The following is a 16,691-nucleotide window of genomic DNA, read 5'->3' as shown; positions in this document are numbered from 1 at the left end:
GTTTTACGGCCGCTGCGCGCCCGATCGCAGCCTCGCGGGGCTCGGCAGCGGCTACAGGGTTTCCTCGTTTTCTGTAGCCGCTGGCGCAGCCTGCGATAAGGCTTGCAGGGCCTTTGCGATCTCAAGCCTTAAAGCTGTTCGCTGATCGGACACTATTTTGTTTTGCTCTTGTATGAAAATGGAACCGAGTTCTAAATATTTGAAATTTCGCGTTCCCATAACAATCACAAGAGGATCCCGCCTTGGACTCGCCTTTGCGCATTGCCCTGATCGGCGTCGGCAATATGGGCCAGCAGCATTACCAGCACCTCAAGACCCTCACCGAGGCCAGGCTCTGCGCCGTGGCCGACCCCGGCCCGCAAGCAGCCGGGATCGCCGCGCAGTGGCAGGTGCCGTATTACCCCAACCATGGACTGATGCTCGAACAGGCCCGCCCCGACGCCGTGATAGTCGCCAACCCAAACAACCTGCACGTCGGCACCGCCCTGGATTGCCTGGCGGCCGGTGTGCCGGTGCTGCTGGAGAAACCGGTCGGCGTGCGCCTGGATGAAGCGCGCGAACTGGTGGCCGCGGTGAAAAGCAGCGGTGTTCCCGTGCTGGTGGGCCATCACCGGCGCCACAACCCGCTGATCGTCCGTGCCCATGCGCTGGTGCGGGGCGGGGCATTGGGCCGGTTGACTACGGTCACCGCGCTCTGGCAATTGCAGAAGCCCGACAGCTATTTCGAGATTCCCTGGCGTCGCGAGCCCGGGGCCGGGATGTTGCTGACCAACCTGATTCACGACCTCGACCTGCTGCGTCATCTGTGCGGCGAGGTGCATCAGGTGCAGGCCGTCACCAGCAACGCGGTGCGCGGTTTTGCCAACGAGGATTGCGCCGCCGTCCTGCTGCAATTCGCCAACGGTGCCCTCGGCAGCCTGACCGGTTCCGACGCTGTTGCGGCGCCCTGGAGCTGGGAGCTGGATTCCGGCGAGAACCCGGTGTACCCGCGCCAGGCCGACCAGCCGTGCTACCTCTTGGCCGGCACCGGTGGCGCCCTGAGCATTCCGCAACTCAAGCGCTGGCGGTACGCCGAGGCCGGCGCCGGCTGGCATCGGCCGTTGCTGGCGATCGAGGAGCCTTTCACTGCTGCCGAGGCCCTGCGCCTGCAGTTGCAGCATTTCGTCAAAGTGGCGCGACGCGAGGTCGAGCCGCTGGTCAGCGTGGCCGATGCGGCGCGGACCCTGGCGCTGATCGAGGCGATCCGTAAAGCGGCGGCGACCGGTCGCGCCTGTGCCCCGGCGCCGATCGAGGGATGAGCATGAGCGAACGCATTCTGTCCCTGGCCAGCCTCACGGTGCTGGAAATTTCACCGCCGCAGATGGTCGAGGTGGCGGCCCGTGCCGGTTATAGCCACGTCGGTTTGCGCCTGGTGCCGGCGACGCCGCAGGAGCATCACTTTGCCCTGGTGGCCGATGCCGGGCTGCGCCGACAGACCCTGAGCCGCCTGCGCGACACCGGCGTCGGCGTGCTGGATGTGGAGATCCTGCGGCTCAAGCCGCACACCCGGGTGGCGGATTTCGAGGCGGTGCTGGCGGTCGGCGCGGAGTTCGGTGCCAGCGAGCTGCTGGTGGCCGGCAACGACCCCGACGAGGGGCGCATGACCGAGCGCTTCGCCGAACTGTGCGACCTGGCGTCGATCTACGGCCTGCACCCGCACCTGGAGTTCATGCCCTGGACCGATGCACGCAACCTGCAGCAGGCAGTGCGGGTGGTGGAGAACGCCAGGCGCGATAACGCTGCGGTGCTGGTGGACGCATTCCACTTCGATCGCTCGGCCTCGCGCCTGGAGGATCTGGCAAAGGTCGCGCCGTCACGGCTGCGTTATGCCCAGCTGTGCGACGTGGCCGGCCCGCGACCGGACGATATGCAGGAGATCCTGCGCCAGGCCCGCAACGAGCGGCGTTTCCCCGGGGATGGCGATTGCGACCTGGCGGGGCTCTTGCATTGTCTGCCGGCCAACTTGCCGTTGAGCCTGGAGATCCCCACGGTGAAATTGCTCGAACAGGGCGTTGGCGCCCTGGAGCGGGCGCAGATGGCCCTGGACAAGACCCGGGCGTTGTTGGCCAGGATTTAATGGATAGCCCGGATAGCCCTATCGCGGGCAAGGACTGGGCGCCCAGTCCTTGCCCGCGAAGCTGTTTTTCTACAAACAAACCCTATCTTGAGAGACTCCGCGGATGACCCTCAGCACACCCCTTTCCGGTGTCAACCAGCCCTTCAAGGGCATCCTGCTGGTCGTCGTGGCGACCTTCCTGTTCGCCAGTCATGACGCCCTGTCGAAATACCTTTCGGGGTTCTATCCGATCGTGATGGTGGTCTGGGCCCGCTACCTGGTTCATACCCTGCTGATGGCCGGGATCTTCCTGCCGCAATCGGGCCTGCGGGTGTTGCGCACCAAGCGGCCGTTGCTGCAAATAGCGCGGGCCTTGTGCCTGCTTGGCACCAGCCTGCTGTTCACCTCGGCGCTGCTGTTTATCCCGCTGGCGGAAGCCACGGCGGTCAACTTCCTGGCGCCGGTGCTGGTCACCGCGCTGTCGGTGCCGCTGCTGGGCGAGCGGGTCACGAAGGGTCAATGGCTGGCGGTGATCTGCGGTTTTATTGGGGTGCTGATCATCGTTCACCCGGGTGGCGACCTGTTCACCCCGGCGGTGCTGCTGCCTTTCTGCTCGGCGCTGTTTTTCTGCTTCTACCAACTGCTGACCCGCAAGCTCGCCGAGCACGACAGCCCGACCACCAGTAACTTCTTCGCCGGCCTGTGCAACACCCTGGTGATGAGCGCGCTGGTGCCGTTGTTCTGGCAGGTACCGAGCTTTGTCCATGGCGCGCTGATGCTGGCGCTGGGGGCCTGCGGCATGACCGCCCACCTGTTCCTGACCCAGGCTTTCCGCCACGCGGCGCCGGCGCTGCTGGCGCCGTTCGGCTATTGCCAGATCGTCTTCGCCGGGTTGCTGGGCTGGCTGTTGTTCAGCCATACGCCGCAGCCGATCACCCAATTGGGCATCGCGGTGATCTGTCTCAGCGGCCTGGCGGCTGCCTGGCAACAGCGGCAGCGCTGAGTGGCGTTGGTAACGGGAGGACAGTGAGAGAAGCGGGGGAGAAAAAAAGCAGGCCCGGAACCGGGCCTGCGAGAGGAAAGCGTCAGTCTTCTACTTTCGGAATCTTGCGGGGAGCCATGAAGTACATCCAGGTCAGGGCAATGAAGTACATCGCCGGGATCAGGGTGAACAACACGGTGTAGTTGTTGTTGGTGACGGTGAGGATGTGGCCGACGATCTGGGTCATGAACATGCCGCCGATGGCTGCGCACATACCGCCGAAACCGAACACCGTGCTCATCATGTGCTTGGGCGTGTAGTCCATCACCAGGCTCCAGATGTTGGCGGTCCAGGCCTGGTGCGCGCCGATCCCCAGGGAGATGGCGAACACTGCCAGCCACAGGCTGGAGGTACCGGCTGCCATGATCACGCCGATGATGCAGCAGGCGAACAGGAACATGGAGACCAGGCGCGCCTTGATCGGGTTGACCCCGCGGCCGATCAGGAACGACGAGAGGATGCCGCCACCGACGCTGCCGAAGTCGGCGGTCAGGTAGATGATGATCAGCGGGATGCCCATCTGGGTCACGTTGATGCCCAGGTTGTACTGCTGGTTGAGGAAGGGTGGCAGCCAGTACAGGTAGAACCAGAACACCGGCGCGGTGATCGCGTAGGCCAGGGCGAAGGCCCAGGTGCCGCGCATGCGCAGGATGCGCGAGAAAGGCACGCGGGCCTGCTCCGGTTCGACTTCTTTCTGGATGTACTCGAGCTCGGACTGTTTGACGCTCGGGTGATCTTCCGGGTTGAAGTACTTCAGGCCCCAGAACAGCAGCCAGATGCCGCCCAGCGCAGCCATGCACAGGAACGCCGCCTGCCAGCCCCAGGCGTGCAGGATCAACGGCAGCAGCATCGGCGTGAACATGGCGCCGACGTTGGTCCCGGCGTTGAAGATGCCGGTGGCCACGGCGCGTTCGCCGGCCGGGAACCACAGGCGCGTGGTCTTCACGCAGGCCGGGTAGTTGGCGGCCTCGGTCAGCCCGAGGATGAAGCGGCAGACCATGAAACCCGCGGCAGAGGTGGCCAGGCCATGAGCGCCGGTGGCCAGGCTCCACAGCAGCACGGCGAAGAAGAACACGCGCTTGACGCCGACCCGGTCGATCAACCGTCCTTGCAGGACGAAACCGACGGCGTAGCCGACCTGGAACCAGAAGTTGATGTTGGCGTAGTCCATCGCCGTCCAGCTCATTTCCTTGGCCAGGATCGGCTGCATCACACCCAGGGCGGCGCGGTCGATGTAGTTCAGGGTGGTGGCGAAAAACACCAGAGCGAGCATGCCCCAGCGGGTCTTGCCGACCGCCATGGCGCCGCGGATCTTGTCGCCGATGCCGCCGGAGGCGGTGCCGAGGCTCGGGGCCATGCGGGAGCTTTGAGAAGGAATCATGTGTGCCATCCGTTCAATGACTGACGAGGGACAACTCGTCGGGACTCAAGGGCGCGTGATCGATTGTCGGCTATGCGGACGGGCCGCGGGTGAACTCGATGATCGATCGGCTGAGTGCTTTGGTCGACGCGCGTCGGGCGCGGCGGTGGAAAGCGGGTTGGTCAGCGTGCGGGCATGATCAGCCCAGGGGCCGTAGTGCGTCGGTCTGAAGGCGGCTGTTGGAGGCATGGCCGGGTGAGGGCCAGAGGGCCAGGCAGAGAGGTGTGGCGTTGAGTGCAAGCATGAGGGTGTACCCGATTTTTGAAATTTTTATGGTGTGTTCTGGGTCTGGGTGATTGAAGCCGGCGGTTCGGTGCCGGCTCAATGTGTTGCCGATGGTGCGCAGCGGACGAAAAATCGTCAATTCGCCAATGGCCATTTTGTTCGATAATCGCACGAAAAACTAACTGGTTCGTACACTTTGAATTGCTGTCTGCAATGCCCGGCTCAATAATCCGCCCCATCCAATAACAAACGTACCTGTAGCTGCTGCCGCAGGCTGCGATCGCCCGCGAAGCGGGCGCGGGATCTTCAGTGCGCTGGAGGACCTGCGGCAGCGGCCACAGGCACGGCGCCCGATCTGTGGTCATTACCGGGAGTTGAAACATGCAGCGTTCCATTGCCACCGTCTCCTTGAGCGGTACCCTGCCGGAAAAACTCGAAGCCATTGCCGCCGCCGGTTTCGACGGCGTGGAGATTTTCGAGAACGACCTGCTCTACTACGACGGCAGCCCCCGGGAAATCCGCCAGATGTGCGCGGACCTGGGCATCGCCATCACCCTGTTCCAGCCTTTTCGCGATTTCGAAGGTTGCCGCCGCGACCGCCTGCAACGCAACCTGGAACGCGCCGAGCGCAAGTTCGACCTGATGCAGGAACTGGGCACCGACCTGGTTCTGGTGTGCAGCAATGCCGCGGCCGACAGCGTCGGCGACCGGCAGATCCTGGTGGACGACCTGCGCCTGCTGGCCGAGCGCGCTGGCAGCCGTGGCCTGCGGATCGGCTACGAAGCCCTGGCCTGGGGCCGGCACGTCAATACTTATCAACAGGTCTGGGACATCGTTCGCGAGGCCGACCATCCGAGCCTGGGCGTGCTGCTCGACAGCTTCCACACCTTGTCGCTCAAGGGCGACCCGGCGGCGATCGCCGAGATTCCCGGGGACAAGATCTTCTTCGTGCAGATGGCCGACGCGCCGATCCTGGCCATGGACGTGCTGGAGTGGAGCCGGCATTTCCGCTGCTTCCCGGGGCAGGGTGATTTCGACTTGCCGGGGTTCCTCGCGCCGATCATCAAGAGCGGCTACACCGGGCCTTTGTCCCTGGAGATCTTCAACGACGGTTTCCGCGCCGCGCCACCGCGGGCCAACGCCGCGGACGGCCTGCGTTCGCTGCTGTACCTCGAGGAGAAAACCCGCCAGCGCCTGGAACAGGAAGCCGCGCCGGTGGCCAATATCGATACGCTGTTCGCGCCGCCGCCGGCCAGTGAATATGGCGGCACCGAGTTTCTCGAGTTCGCCGTGGACGAAGCGCTGGGCGCCAAGCTTGGCGGCTGGCTGGAACGCCTGGGGTTCGCCAGGGCCGGCCAGCACCGCTCGAAGAATGTCAGCCTGATGCGCCAGGGCGATATCAACCTGATCCTCAACTCCGAGCCTTATTCCTTTGCCCACAGCTTCTTCGAAGCCCACGGCCCCTCGGTGTGCGCCACGGCGATCCGGGTCAAGGACAGCGCCAAGGCGCTGGAGCGCGCGGTGGCCTACAAGGGCCAGCCGTACCGCGGCTTGGTGGGCCCCAACGAACTGGAACTGGCCGCCGTGCGCGAGCTGGATGGCAGCCTGATCTACCTGGTGGACCAGGAGCAGGGCGGCCAGCACCTGTACGACACCGATTTCAATATGCTCCCGGGCGTGGTGGCCAAGGGCGGCCTCAAGCGCATCGACCACATGGCCATGGCGCTGCCGGCCGACAACCTCGACAGCTGGGTGCTGTTCTACAAGAGCCTGCTGGATTTCACCGCCGACGACGAAGTGGTGCTGCCCGATCCCTACGGCCTGGTGAAGAGCCGGGCACTGCGCAGCCGTTGCAGCACCATTCGTTTGCCGCTGAACATTTCCGAGAACCGCAAGACCGCGATCTCCCACGCGCTGTCCAGTTACGGCGGCTCGGGCGTGCATCACATCGCCTTCGATTGCGACGATATCTTTGCCGAAGTCAGCCGGGCCAAGGAGGCGGGCGTGCCGCTGCTGGACATCCCGCTCAACTACTACGACGACCTGGCGGCGCGCTTCGATTTCGACGACGAGTTCCTCAGCGAGCTGGCCTACTACAACGTGCTCTACGACCGTGACGCCCAGGGTGGCGAGCTGTTCCATGTCTACACCGAGCCGTTCGAGGGGCGCTTCTTCTTCGAGATCATCCAGCGCAAGAATGGCTATGTCGGGTATGGCGCGGCGAACGTCGCGGTACGCCTGGCGGCCATGGCCAAGTCGCGCAGCGGTGGGGTACGGCACGCGAAGTTGTAGGAGTTTCGTAACGGCGGCGGCAAAGGGCCGCCGTCCTGCTTTCCTTCGCTGCGCGAGGCGGCCCATAATCGCCCGCGTGTGCAGCGATGGCCGTGAGCCCCAGAATGACAATGACCACAGAACTCTCCGTAGCGCCCGAGCAGCCCGTGATCGAGCCACGCAAGAGTCGCAAGAACAACCCGGAAAAGACCCGCGAGAACATTCTTCAAGAGGCTATTGTCGAGTTCGTGCAGCAGGGCCTGTCCGGTGCTCGGGTGGATGCCATCGCCGAGCGCATCCACACCTCCAAGCGCATGATCTATTACTACTTCGGCAGCAAGGAGCAGCTGTACGTCGAGGTGCTGGAGAAGCTCTACGGCGATATCCGCAACACCGAAAGCCGCCTGCACCTGGCGGAGCTGGCGCCGCGCGAGGCGATTCGCCGGCTGGTGGAGTTCACCTTCGATCACCACGACCGCAACGTCGATTTCGTGCGCATCGTCAGCATCGAGAACATCCATAACGCCGAATACGTGAAGCGCTCCGAAGCGATCAAGGCGATGAACAACACCATCCTGCATGCCCTGGGCGAGATCCTCCGGCGCGGGGCCGACGAGGGCGTGTTCCGCGCCGGCCTGGACCCTCTGGATGTGCACTTGCTGATCAGTTCGTTCTGCTTCTACCGCGTGTCCAACCGCCACACTTTCGGCGAGATCTTCCAGATCGACCTGCCCGACGAAGCGATCAAGCAGCGCCACCGCGAGATGATCTGCGAGTCGGTGCTGCGCTACTTGCAGGCCTGATCCTCTAGGCGGTTGAACCCCGTTGCCGGTCGATCAGCCGGCACAGGGTTTCAACCGCATCCTGCATCGACTCCGCTCGGGTATTGCCAAAGCCCATCAGCAAGCCGGGGCGTGATCCGCCCTGGGCACCCACGAAAAAACCTGACAGCGGCGCGACGCCGATCTTCCGGGCATGGGCGGCGGCCGCGATCGCCTGGTCGTCGAGCCCATCGGGCAGTTCGGCGAGCAGGTGCAATCCGCTGGCGCTGCTGGCTACCGTCATGCGCTCGCTGCCGGTGTTGTGAATGGCCGCCAGCAAGGCGGCGCGACGCTGCGCATAAACCGCCTGGCTACGACGGATATGGCTGCCGAGGTGGCCATTGCCGATGAACTCCGCCGCCGTCGCCTGGAGCGACAAAGGCACGCGGTGGCCGCTGCCATTGCGCACGTTGCGCAACACCTCCACTACCCCCTCGGGGGCGACCAGGAAGCCCAGGCGCAGGCCCGGCGCCAGCAGCTTGCTCAAGGTCCCGACGTAAATGACCCGCCCCTGATTGCCGTCCAGGGCCTTGAGCGCCGGGGTTGGCGCGCCGCCGTAGCGAAACTCGCTGTCGTAATCGTCTTCGAGGATGAAGGCATCGGCATCGTGGGCCCATTGCAGCAAGGCCAGGCGTCGCGCCAGGCTCATGCCGACCCCCAGGGGATACTGGTGCGAAGGCGATACCAGGGCGAGCCGCGCGTCGGGCGCGAGCCGGCGGCCGGCCTGCACATCCAGGCCTTCCGCATCCACCGGAACGCCCACGGCTTGCACACCGGCCAGCAACACGCTGCGGTAGGCCGCATCGTAGCCGGGGTTCTCGACCCAGACCCGCTCTCCCAGGTCGGTGAGCGCCAGGGTGGCAATCGACACCGCCGCCTGGGCACCGGGGGTAATCACGATGTGACTGGCCTGGCACACCACTCCGCGCGCCGCGCCGAGATACGCCGCCAGGGCTTCGCGCAATGGCAGGAAACCCTGCGGGTCGCCGTAGGACAGGTCGGGAAGTGGCCGGCGTCGCCAGAAGCGGCCTTCCAGGCGCCCCCACAGCGCATAGGGAAAGGCGTCCAGCCCCGGCAGGCCCGGGGTCAGCGGCCAGGCGGCCCGGGCCAGGGACATCGAGTCGGTCCCCGTCAGCGCCCGGGCCCGGGTGGAGCCGGCGGGGGCCTCTGTCCGGGCGGGCGGCGAGGCCGTTTGCTCGGCGATCCGCGCCATGACGTAGGTACCCGAACCTGTCCGGGCCTCGAGGAACCCCTCGGCGATCAACTGCCCATAGGCCTCGGTCACGGTCATGCGCGATAGCCCCAACTGTGTCGCCAGCACGCGTGAGGCGGGCAGGCGGATCCCGGCCTTGACGCTGCCGTCGGCGATGCCTTTGCGCAGGAACAGCAGCAATTGCTCGCGCAAGGACAAGTGGCCGTCCTTGGCCAGTTGCAGGCGGTTCCAGATGGGATAGGCGGTTTTGCGGGTTTTCATCGGGGGGCCTGGGGATCGCCGGTCGGCGGCAGCTGGAAAAGTGGTCTGGGATATTGATCGAAAGTGGATATTTTATACAGGCCATTACCTGCGGATACTCCCTCGCCTTGCCAACACAGCCAGAGGGTTTCCCCGATGAAAACCGCCAGCATCAGAATTGCTGACCTGCTGCATCCAAGCGTTGCCGCGCTGATCTCGGTCATCGTCAATTACGGGGGAACCTTCATTCTGGTTTTCCAGGGGGCCAAGGCGGCCGGGCTGAGCCCGGAGCAGACCGCCTCGTGGATCTGGTCGATCTCTATCGGCGTTGGCCTGACCGGCGCCTGGCTGAGCTATCGCTACCGCGAGCCGATCATTACCGCCTGGTCGACACCGGGCGCGGCCTTCCTGATCGCGGTACTGCCGGGCACGCCTTACCCGGAAATGATCGGCGCCTTCATGCTGTCGGCTGCCGGCTTCGTGGTGCTGGGCATGTCGGGTTATTTCGAGCGGGTGGTGAAGCTGATCCCGCCGGGGATCGCGGCGGGCCTGCTGGCGGGTATTCTGTTGCGCTTCGGGATTGGTGCTTTCGACGGCGCGGGGGTCGATCCTTTGCTGGTGGGCGCGCTGCTGCTCAGCTATGTACTGCTACGGCGCTTTACCGCGCGTTATGCGATTGTCGGGGTGTTGCTGATCGGCATCGTGCTGCTGCTCGGGTTGGGGCAGGTCAGTTTCGCCAGCCTCGAACTCAAGCCGGCCCTACCGGTGCTGACCGTGCCGGTGTTCTCGCTGAATGCGCTGCTGAGCGTGGCCCTGCCGTTGTTTCTGATCACCCTGACCGGCCAGTACATGCCCGGCATGCTGGTGCTGCGCAACGATGGGTTCAAGACCAGTGCCAATCCGATTCTCACCGCGACCGGCCTGGGCTCCTTGCTGATGGCGCCGTTCGGTTCCCATGCGTTCAACGTCGCCGCCATTACCGCCGCCATCTGCACGGGCAAGGAGGCGCATGAAGAACCGGCCAAGCGTTATCTGGCCGGGCTCGCGTGTGGGGTGTTCTATCTGCTGGTGGGGATCTTCGGCAGCACCCTGGCGGCGCTGTTCGTGGTCCTGCCGGCGACCTTTATCACCACCCTGGCGGGCCTGGCCCTGCTGGGGGCGATCGGCGGCAGCCTCGCCACCGCGCTGGTCGAGCCTAATGGCCGGGAAACCGCCTTGATCACCTTCCTGGCGACCGCCGCCAATATCACCTTGTTCGGGTTGGGCGGCGCATTCTGGGGCTTGCTGGCGGGGTTGCTGGCGCACGGCGTGATGCACGGACGGCTGCGGCCAGCCGGTCGCCATGAACGCGCCTAGTCGCCATGCATGGCCGCGGGGAGTGTGGCAGGTACCTGCCGAGAGCGGAGCCGATCACAGCCCCGCATTGGCCCGGTCAGGCACTGTCAGCCATTCATGCTCTGGAAATGCGCGAGCATGCGTTGGGCATCCGGCGCCACGCCGCTGAACAGCTCGAACGCTTTCACCGCCTGAAACACCGCCATGTTGCCGCCGTCCAGGGTGCGGCAACCAAGGGCGCGGGCGTTGCGCAGCAGCTCGGTTTCCAGGGGGAAATAGACGATTTCCGCGACCCACAATCCGGGGCGCAGCAACTCGACCGGTACCGGCATGCCCGGCAGCTTGGCCATGCCCACGGGCGTGGTGTTCACCAGGCCGTCGGCGGCAGCCAGGGTGGCGGGCAGGTCGACGCCGGCCTTGGCCCGGCCGGGGCCGAAATGTTGGTTGAGGTTATCCGCCAGGCTCTGGGCGCGAGCGCTTTCCACATCGAAGATGCTCAGTTGCTGCACGCCTTCGCTGAGCAACGCATGGGCCACCGCGGCACCGGCACCGCCGGCGCCCATCTGCACCACGCGCGCCAGGGCCACGCCCTGCAAGCCGCGGCGGAAACCTTCAGCAAAACCCAGGCAATCGGTGTTGTGGCCGATGCGCTTGCCATCCTTGAGCACCACGGTGTTCACCGCGCCGATGCCGCGGGCTTCCGGCGACAGCTCGTCGAGCAGCGGGATGATGCTTTGCTTGCACGGGAAGGTGATGTTCAACCCGGTGAAGTTCATGCGTTCGGCGGCCAGCAGCAGGTCGGGCAGGGCGTTGCTGTCGAGTTGCAGCTGGTCCAGGTCGATCAGCCGGTACAGGTAACGCAGGCCCTGGGCGTCGCCCTCGTGTTCATGCAGCGCCGGGGTACGCGAGGCCTGGATGCCGGCGCCGATCAGTCCGGCCAGTACTGTGTTCTGCTGGGTCATGCCTGGGCTCCTTGAAAGCGCTGGCTGAAATGCGCCAGTGCCAGGCGATAGCCATGGCTGCCAAAGCCGCACATTACCGCCAGGGCGATGCCCGAGACAAAGGAATGATGGCGGAACGGTTCGCGGGCGTGGACGTTCGACAGGTGCACTTCGATCACCGGCAACTCACTGGCCACCAGGGCATCGCGGATCGCCACCGAGGTGTGGGTCCAGGCCGCCGGGTTGATCACGATCCCGGCGCAACGGCCACGGGCGCCGTGAATCCAGTCCAGCAGTTCGCCTTCGTGGTTGGTCTGGCGAAACTCCACGGTCAGGCCGAACTCCTCGGCGGCACGCCCGCACAGGGCGGAAATGTCGGCCAGGGTCTCGTGACCATAGGTGGCGGGTTCGCGGGTGCCGAGCAAGTTCAGGTTCGGGCCGTTGAGCACCAGAACGATAGGGCGCATGGGGGGAATTCTCCGTTGTTATTGTGGGCGTGGCTTGAGCGGCCAGCGGCTGGAGCTAAATTGTACTAACTAGTTAATTTGGTCAATTGCGACGGGAGAAGGCAAGGCAGGTCCTGTCAATAAGTGTTCGGTGATCGAACATGTTCATGCCGCTGCCAGCGAATGCTTGCCACCTGGCCAGGGTTGCCGGAGCTTGCGGACCGGCCTCAATCACGCCAGGCGAGGGTTCATCGATAAAGGTGGCAGCGCACAAGGCGCAGGCGTTGTCATGAAAGGGCGCAGCCACAAAAAAGCCGTCGCAGGGACGGCTTTTTTGTGGTTCGCGACAGGCCATCAACGCCGGGTCAGCAAGACCCCTGATTCCATGTGGTGGGTCCACGGGAACTGGTCGAACATCGCACAGCGGGTGATGCGGTGGGTGTCGTGCAACTGGGCGATGTTGGCCGCCAGGGTCTCTGGGTTGCACGAGATGTACAGGATGTTGTCGAAGCGCCGGGTCAGCTCGCAGGTGTCCGGGTCCATGCCGGCGCGCGGCGGGTCGACGAACACGCTGCCGAACTCGTAGCTCTTCAGGTCCACGCCCTGCAGGCGGCGGAACGGACGCACTTCGTTCAGCGCCTCGGTCAGCTCTTCGGCGGACAGACGCACCAGGGTGACGTTGTCCACCGCGTTTTCACTGAGGTTGCTCAGGGCCGCGTTGACCGAGGTCTTGCTGATCTCGGTGGCCAGTACCTTGCGCACCCGGGTGGCCAGGGGCAGGGTGAAGTTGCCGTTGCCGCAGTACAGCTCCAGCAGGTCGTCCGGGCGATCGCCCAGGGCGTCGTAGGCCCAGTTGAGCATCTTCTGGTTGACCGTGCCGTTGGGCTGGGTGAAGGCGCCTTCGGGCTGGCGGTAGCTGAAGGTGCGCCCGCCGACTTCGAGTTTCTCCACCACGTAATCGTGGCCGATCACTTCGCGCTTGCCTTTGGAACGACCGATGACGCTGACGTTCAGCTCGGCCGCCAACTGGCTCGCCGCGGCGTGCCAGTGTTCGTCCAGCGGGCGGTGATAACACAGGGTGATCATCGCGTCGCCGGCCAGGGTGGTGAGGAACTCGACCTGGAACAGCTTGTGGCTCAAGGCGCTGCTGGCTTGCCAGGCGGCCTTGAGTCGCGGCATCAGCTGATTGATGCGCTGGCTGGCGATGGGGAATTCTTCGATCAGGATCGGCGTGCGTTTGTCTTCCTGGGAAAACATCGCGTAGTGACGCTCGCCGGCTTCGCGCCACAGGCGAAACTCCGCGCGCAGGCGGAAGTGCTGCAGCGGCGAATCGAAGACCTGGGGCTCGGGGGCATCGAACGGCGCCAGCAGTTGACGCAGGCGCGCGACCTTGTCGGCGAGCTGGGTGGCGTAAGCCTGGGAATCGAAAGTCATGCGTTGAACCAACCCAACTTGATCACAAACAGTACCGACAGAATTACCAGCGGCGCGTTCAGCTCACGGGCACGGCCCGACAGCAGCTTGATCGCGGTCCAGGCAATGAAGCCGAAGGCGATGCCGTTGGCGATGGAGTAGGTGAACGGCATGGCCAGGGCGGTGACCACCACGGGCGCGGCGACGGTGATGTCGTCCCAGTCTATTTCCGCCAGGCCCGAAGTCATCAGCACCGCGACGAACAGCAGGGCCGGGGCGGTGGCGAAGGCCGGGACGCTGGCCGCCAGTGGCGAGAAGAACAGCGCCAGGAGGAACAGAATGGCCACGACGATGGCGGTCAGGCCGGTGCGGCCACCGGCGCTGACGCCCGCGGCGGATTCGATGTAACTGGTGGTGGTCGAGGTGCCCAGCAGCGAACCGGCCATGGCCGCGGTGCTGTCGGCGATCAGGGCCCGGCCCATTTTCGGCATGTGGCCGTCCTTGCCCATCAGGCCGGCGCGCTTGGCGACGCCGATCAGGGTGCCGGAGTTGTCGAACAGGTCGACGAACAGGAAGGCGAAGATCACGCTGACCAGGCCGATGTCCAGCGCGCCCTTGATGTCCAGTTGCAGGAAGGTCGGCGCCAGCGAAGGCGGCATCGAGGTCACGCCGCCGAACGGGGTGAAGCCCAGGGCGATGGAGACGATGGTCACCGAGAGGATGCCGATCAGGACCGCGCCGCGCACTTTCAGGGCTTCCAGGGCGACGATCAGGGCGAAGCCCAGGGTCGCGAGGATCGGTGCCGGTTGCTTGAGGTCGCCGAGGCCGACCATGGTCGCCGGGTTGCTGACCACGATGCCGGCGTTGTGCAGGGCGATCAGCGCCAGGAACAGGCCGATACCGGCGGCGATCGCCGAGCGCAGCGGCAGCGGGATGCTGTTGATGATCCATTCGCGGATCTTGAAGATCGACAGCAGGAAGAACAGCACCGCCGAGATGAACACCGCGCCCAGCGCCACTTGCCAGGTATGGCCCATGTGCAGGACTACGGTGTAGGTGAAGAAGGCGTTCAGGCCCATGCCCGGAGCCAGGGCGATCGGGTAGTTGGCGATCAGGCCCATCACGGTCGAGCCGATGGCGGCGGCCAGGCAGGTGGCGACGAACACCGCACCCTTGTCCATGCCGGTCTCGCCCAGGATGCTCGGGTTGACGAAGAGAATGTAGGCCATGGCCAGGAAGGTCGTGAGGCCCGCGAGAATCTCGGTCCGCACATTGGTGTTGTGTGCCTTGAGTTGAAACAGCCTTTCCAGCATGTCTGCTCCCCGTGGCGCGCAGGGCGCCGTGAATGTATCGACCCAGACAGCAAAGCACAGACCCTGAAAAAGCGTCCGGGGATTTTGTGCGGGTCGGAAAAAGCCGCGCATCATACCAGCAGCGCAGGGCTATGGCTGCGATCCTCGGCGATGTTTTGCCCGAGTGGCGACTGGGGCATACTGCGCCGACGTTTTGGGGGGACTTATGCACAGCACGATAAAAACGATGGCCTTGGCGGTAGTGGCCAGCAGCCTGTGGTTGGGTGCGGCGCCGGCCATGGCCCGTTCCGCGCCGCCCTTGAGCCAGGTGGAAATCCTCAAGGTCGAGTCGCAGTCCTGCGGCCTGGAGGATGTGTCGGACGGACGCGACAAGACCGCCTGCGATCACCAGGGCCCGAACATCAAGGTGTATGTGCTGGAAATCGGCTATGGCCGCCAGCCCCGGGTGGCGCTGGACGGCTTCGAGGTCAACGGCACGCGCGCGGCGGTCTGCGAAGAGGGTTCCAGCCTGGTGCCGTGCGGCAACTCCGGGACCACCGTCGGCTACATCTATACCTTCGACCTGGCCGGCAGGCAGGAAGGGACCTTCACCTTCAGCAACACCTCGCTCAACGCGCCGGGCAACAGCATGAGCGCGCAGATCTACATCAAGTGACGGCAGCGTCCGAACGCGGAGGGCTTTAAAGCTGACTAAGCTTTAAAGACCCTACCGCGGACACAGCCCATGACCTTTAGAGCCCTGATTCCCCTCGCCGAGGGTGTCGACGATCTGCAAAGCGTGACCCTGATCGATGTGCTGCGTCGTGCCCAGGTCGAAGTGCTGGTGGCCAGTATCGAAGGGCGGCGCATGCTCACTTGTGCCCGCGGCACCCGCATGACCGCCGACGGCATGCTGGTGGATGTGCTGGCCCAGCACTTCGACCTGATCGTGCTGCCCGGTGGCGCGGTTGGCGCGCAGCACCTGGCGGCCCATCAACCGCTGATGCAATTGGTCAAGGACCAGGCCGCCGCCGGGCGCCTGTTCGCCGGCATCGCCGAAGCGCCGGCCCTGGCTTTGCAGAATTACGGGGTGCTGCGCCAGCGGCGCATGACCTGCCTGCCCAGCGCCAGCCATCAGCTGTCGGGCTGCAACTTCGTCGACCAGCCGGTGGTGGTGGATGGCAACTGCATCACCGCGCAAGGCTCGGGGGCGGCCCTGAGTTTTGCCCTGACCCTGGTGGAACAACTGTGCGGCAGGGGCCGGCGGACGGTGGTGGAGGGGGAGTTGCTGGTTTAGGGGCGACTGCGACTGACGCTCAAAAAACCGGGTAACAAAGGCTAATTAGCCGCTCCTTGCACAGCCCATCCGATCACACCTATAGTTCGCGCCGTCGCTGCCAATTCAGCGAACGGGTTTGGTCACCCGAAATTAAGAAGGCGCATGCGCCACCCTGGTATTGCGGGCATTTTTTCTATGCCCGCACGCTTTATGGTGGGCTGTGCGCGGGACACCTTCGGGTGTGCCGGGTGCCTTCTTTCCCGGTTGACCAACCTGTGCACAGTCCGCCACCTATCGTTTGGTCACGATTGGGGGCGGTCATTCATAAAGAAGGATTTAAGGATGAATACCCCGAAAACTACCGCTCACTATGTGCCGCTCAAATCCAACATAAGCCGGCCAGGCGTTTTCTTTATCAACGCCAACGCTTCCTCGGAGGCACTTCACGAAGCGGCGGAGCAACGTATGCGTGCGGCTGCCAATCTGCTGGAAACCCTGTGCTGTCTGAACTTCAGCCACGGCGATGTGAAGGACATACCGCACATCATCGATGTGCTCTATCTGCTGACCCGGGATGGGTGCGATCTATTGGAGGCGGCAAAATGGCGAGTGGTCGATGAGGCGCAACCCAGCCACTGACGCTTGAGTCTGGCCGCGC

At 64.6% G+C, this 16,691-nt stretch carries 15 protein-coding genes; 9 read left to right on the top strand and 6 right to left on the bottom strand.

Features of this window, described 5'->3' with window-relative positions; translation table 11 throughout:
- The first annotated feature begins 242 nt into the window (after positions 1 to 242).
- The 3 genes from BMY68_RS28485 (at position 243) to BMY68_RS28475 (ending at position 3,098) form a co-directional block, all read left to right on the top strand.
- Positions 243 to 1,298, top strand: coding sequence for a Gfo/Idh/MocA family protein (locus BMY68_RS28485; RefSeq protein WP_085534575.1), 1,056 nt, complete (start codon positions 243 to 245; stop codon positions 1,296 to 1,298).
- A 2-nt stretch (positions 1,299 to 1,300) separates the two neighbouring features.
- Positions 1,301 to 2,116: a sugar phosphate isomerase/epimerase family protein gene (locus tag BMY68_RS28480; RefSeq protein ID WP_085534577.1), complete on the top strand. Its 816-nt coding sequence runs from the start codon at positions 1,301 to 1,303 to the stop codon at positions 2,114 to 2,116.
- Positions 2,117 to 2,219: 103 nt separating this feature from the next.
- Positions 2,220 to 3,098 (top strand): DMT family transporter, encoded by an 879-nt coding sequence (locus tag BMY68_RS28475; protein ID WP_085534579.1) that lies wholly within the window; start codon positions 2,220 to 2,222, stop codon positions 3,096 to 3,098.
- An 82-nt stretch (positions 3,099 to 3,180) separates the two neighbouring features.
- Here BMY68_RS28475 and BMY68_RS28470 read toward each other — a convergent pair whose 3' ends face one another.
- Positions 3,181 to 4,494, bottom strand: a complete 1,314-nt coding sequence (locus tag BMY68_RS28470; protein WP_239694143.1) for an MFS transporter — start codon at positions 4,492 to 4,494, stop codon at positions 3,181 to 3,183.
- A gap of 669 nt (positions 4,495 to 5,163) precedes the next feature.
- Between BMY68_RS28470 and quiC the strand changes: the two genes are divergently transcribed.
- Both quiC and BMY68_RS28460 read left to right on the top strand, forming a co-directional pair.
- Positions 5,164 to 7,074, top strand: coding sequence for a 3-dehydroshikimate dehydratase QuiC (quiC, locus tag BMY68_RS28465; protein WP_009045747.1), 1,911 nt, complete (start codon positions 5,164 to 5,166; stop codon positions 7,072 to 7,074).
- Positions 7,075 to 7,178: 104 nt separating this feature from the next.
- Complete coding sequence (locus BMY68_RS28460) at positions 7,179 to 7,856, top strand: TetR/AcrR family transcriptional regulator (RefSeq protein WP_007928882.1); 678 nt, start codon at positions 7,179 to 7,181, stop codon at positions 7,854 to 7,856.
- A 4-nt stretch (positions 7,857 to 7,860) separates the two neighbouring features.
- Here the strand turns inward: BMY68_RS28460 and BMY68_RS28455 are convergent, their stop codons facing one another.
- Positions 7,861 to 9,348 (bottom strand): MocR-like pyridoxine biosynthesis transcription factor PdxR, encoded by a 1,488-nt coding sequence (locus BMY68_RS28455; RefSeq protein ID WP_085534581.1) that lies wholly within the window; start codon positions 9,346 to 9,348, stop codon positions 7,861 to 7,863.
- A gap of 135 nt (positions 9,349 to 9,483) precedes the next feature.
- Here BMY68_RS28455 and BMY68_RS28450 point away from each other — a divergent pair, with 135 nt between their 5' ends.
- Positions 9,484 to 10,683 (top strand): benzoate/H(+) symporter BenE family transporter, encoded by a 1,200-nt coding sequence (locus BMY68_RS28450; RefSeq protein WP_085534583.1) that lies wholly within the window; start codon positions 9,484 to 9,486, stop codon positions 10,681 to 10,683.
- Between the two features lie 86 nt (positions 10,684 to 10,769).
- Here the strand turns inward: BMY68_RS28450 and BMY68_RS28445 are convergent, their stop codons facing one another.
- From BMY68_RS28445 to BMY68_RS28430, 4 genes are all read right to left on the bottom strand, one after another.
- The gene (locus tag BMY68_RS28445) at positions 10,770 to 11,624 is read right to left on the bottom strand and encodes a shikimate dehydrogenase (protein WP_085534585.1); all 855 of its coding nucleotides are present in this window, start codon (positions 11,622 to 11,624) and stop codon (positions 10,770 to 10,772) included.
- Positions 11,621 to 12,070 (bottom strand): type II 3-dehydroquinate dehydratase, encoded by a 450-nt coding sequence (gene aroQ, locus BMY68_RS28440; protein WP_007928871.1) that lies wholly within the window; start codon positions 12,068 to 12,070, stop codon positions 11,621 to 11,623. Before aroQ ends, BMY68_RS28445 begins: the two co-directional genes overlap by 4 nt.
- Positions 12,071 to 12,403: 333 nt before the next feature.
- Positions 12,404 to 13,483 (bottom strand): tRNA (uridine(54)-C5)-methyltransferase TrmA, encoded by a 1,080-nt coding sequence (gene trmA / locus BMY68_RS28435; protein ID WP_085534587.1) that lies wholly within the window; start codon positions 13,481 to 13,483, stop codon positions 12,404 to 12,406.
- Positions 13,480 to 14,775 (bottom strand): NCS2 family permease, encoded by a 1,296-nt coding sequence (locus tag BMY68_RS28430; RefSeq protein WP_009045742.1) that lies wholly within the window; start codon positions 14,773 to 14,775, stop codon positions 13,480 to 13,482. The genes trmA and BMY68_RS28430 overlap by 4 nt, the downstream gene beginning before the upstream one ends.
- Before the next feature lie 205 nt (positions 14,776 to 14,980).
- On the opposite strand from BMY68_RS28430, the gene BMY68_RS28425 reads away from it, so the two are divergent.
- The 3 genes from BMY68_RS28425 (at position 14,981) to BMY68_RS28415 (ending at position 16,672) form a co-directional block, all read left to right on the top strand.
- On the top strand, positions 14,981 to 15,430 hold the full coding sequence (locus tag BMY68_RS28425) for a DUF4879 domain-containing protein (protein ID WP_062824522.1): 450 nt from the start codon (positions 14,981 to 14,983) through the stop codon (positions 15,428 to 15,430).
- 69 nt (positions 15,431 to 15,499) lie between these two features.
- Positions 15,500 to 16,051, top strand: a complete 552-nt coding sequence (locus BMY68_RS28420; RefSeq protein ID WP_009045740.1) for a DJ-1 family glyoxalase III — start codon at positions 15,500 to 15,502, stop codon at positions 16,049 to 16,051.
- 324 nt (positions 16,052 to 16,375) lie between these two features.
- Entirely contained in the window at positions 16,376 to 16,672 is a 297-nt protein-coding gene (locus BMY68_RS28415; RefSeq protein ID WP_007930022.1) for a hypothetical protein, read from the top strand.
- The last annotated feature ends 19 nt before the right edge of the window (positions 16,673 to 16,691 follow it).

Source organism: Pseudomonas sp. NFACC41-3 (assembly GCF_900109505.1).
Classification (GTDB): Bacteria; Pseudomonadota; Gammaproteobacteria; order Pseudomonadales; family Pseudomonadaceae; genus Aquipseudomonas; species Aquipseudomonas chlororaphis.
The sequence above is the reverse complement of the archived record's forward strand: the minus strand, read 5'-3'. Positions and strand labels throughout refer to the sequence as shown.

Coding starts and splice junctions, on each gene's coding strand:
- BMY68_RS28425 (WP_062824522.1), top strand. CDS start 14,981: ATGCACAGCACGATAAAAACGATGGCCTTGGCGGTAGTGGCCAGCAGC.
- BMY68_RS28420 (WP_009045740.1), top strand. CDS start 15,500: ATGACCTTTAGAGCCCTGATTCCCCTCGCCGAGGGTGTCGACGATCTG.
- BMY68_RS28475 (WP_085534579.1), top strand. CDS start 2,220: ATGACCCTCAGCACACCCCTTTCCGGTGTCAACCAGCCCTTCAAGGGC.
- BMY68_RS28480 (WP_085534577.1), top strand. CDS start 1,301: ATGAGCGAACGCATTCTGTCCCTGGCCAGCCTCACGGTGCTGGAAATT.
- BMY68_RS28415 (WP_007930022.1), top strand. CDS start 16,376: ATGAATACCCCGAAAACTACCGCTCACTATGTGCCGCTCAAATCCAAC.
- BMY68_RS28450 (WP_085534583.1), top strand. CDS start 9,484: ATGAAAACCGCCAGCATCAGAATTGCTGACCTGCTGCATCCAAGCGTT.
- aroQ (WP_007928871.1), bottom strand. CDS start 12,070: ATGCGCCCTATCGTTCTGGTGCTCAACGGCCCGAACCTGAACTTGCTC.
- quiC (WP_009045747.1), top strand. CDS start 5,164: ATGCAGCGTTCCATTGCCACCGTCTCCTTGAGCGGTACCCTGCCGGAA.
- trmA (WP_085534587.1), bottom strand. CDS start 13,483: ATGACTTTCGATTCCCAGGCTTACGCCACCCAGCTCGCCGACAAGGTC.
- BMY68_RS28455 (WP_085534581.1), bottom strand. CDS start 9,348: ATGAAAACCCGCAAAACCGCCTATCCCATCTGGAACCGCCTGCAACTG.
- BMY68_RS28470 (WP_239694143.1), bottom strand. CDS start 4,494: ATGGCCCCGAGCCTCGGCACCGCCTCCGGCGGCATCGGCGACAAGATC.
- BMY68_RS28445 (WP_085534585.1), bottom strand. CDS start 11,624: ATGACCCAGCAGAACACAGTACTGGCCGGACTGATCGGCGCCGGCATC.
- BMY68_RS28460 (WP_007928882.1), top strand. CDS start 7,179: ATGACAATGACCACAGAACTCTCCGTAGCGCCCGAGCAGCCCGTGATC.
- BMY68_RS28430 (WP_009045742.1), bottom strand. CDS start 14,775: ATGCTGGAAAGGCTGTTTCAACTCAAGGCACACAACACCAATGTGCGG.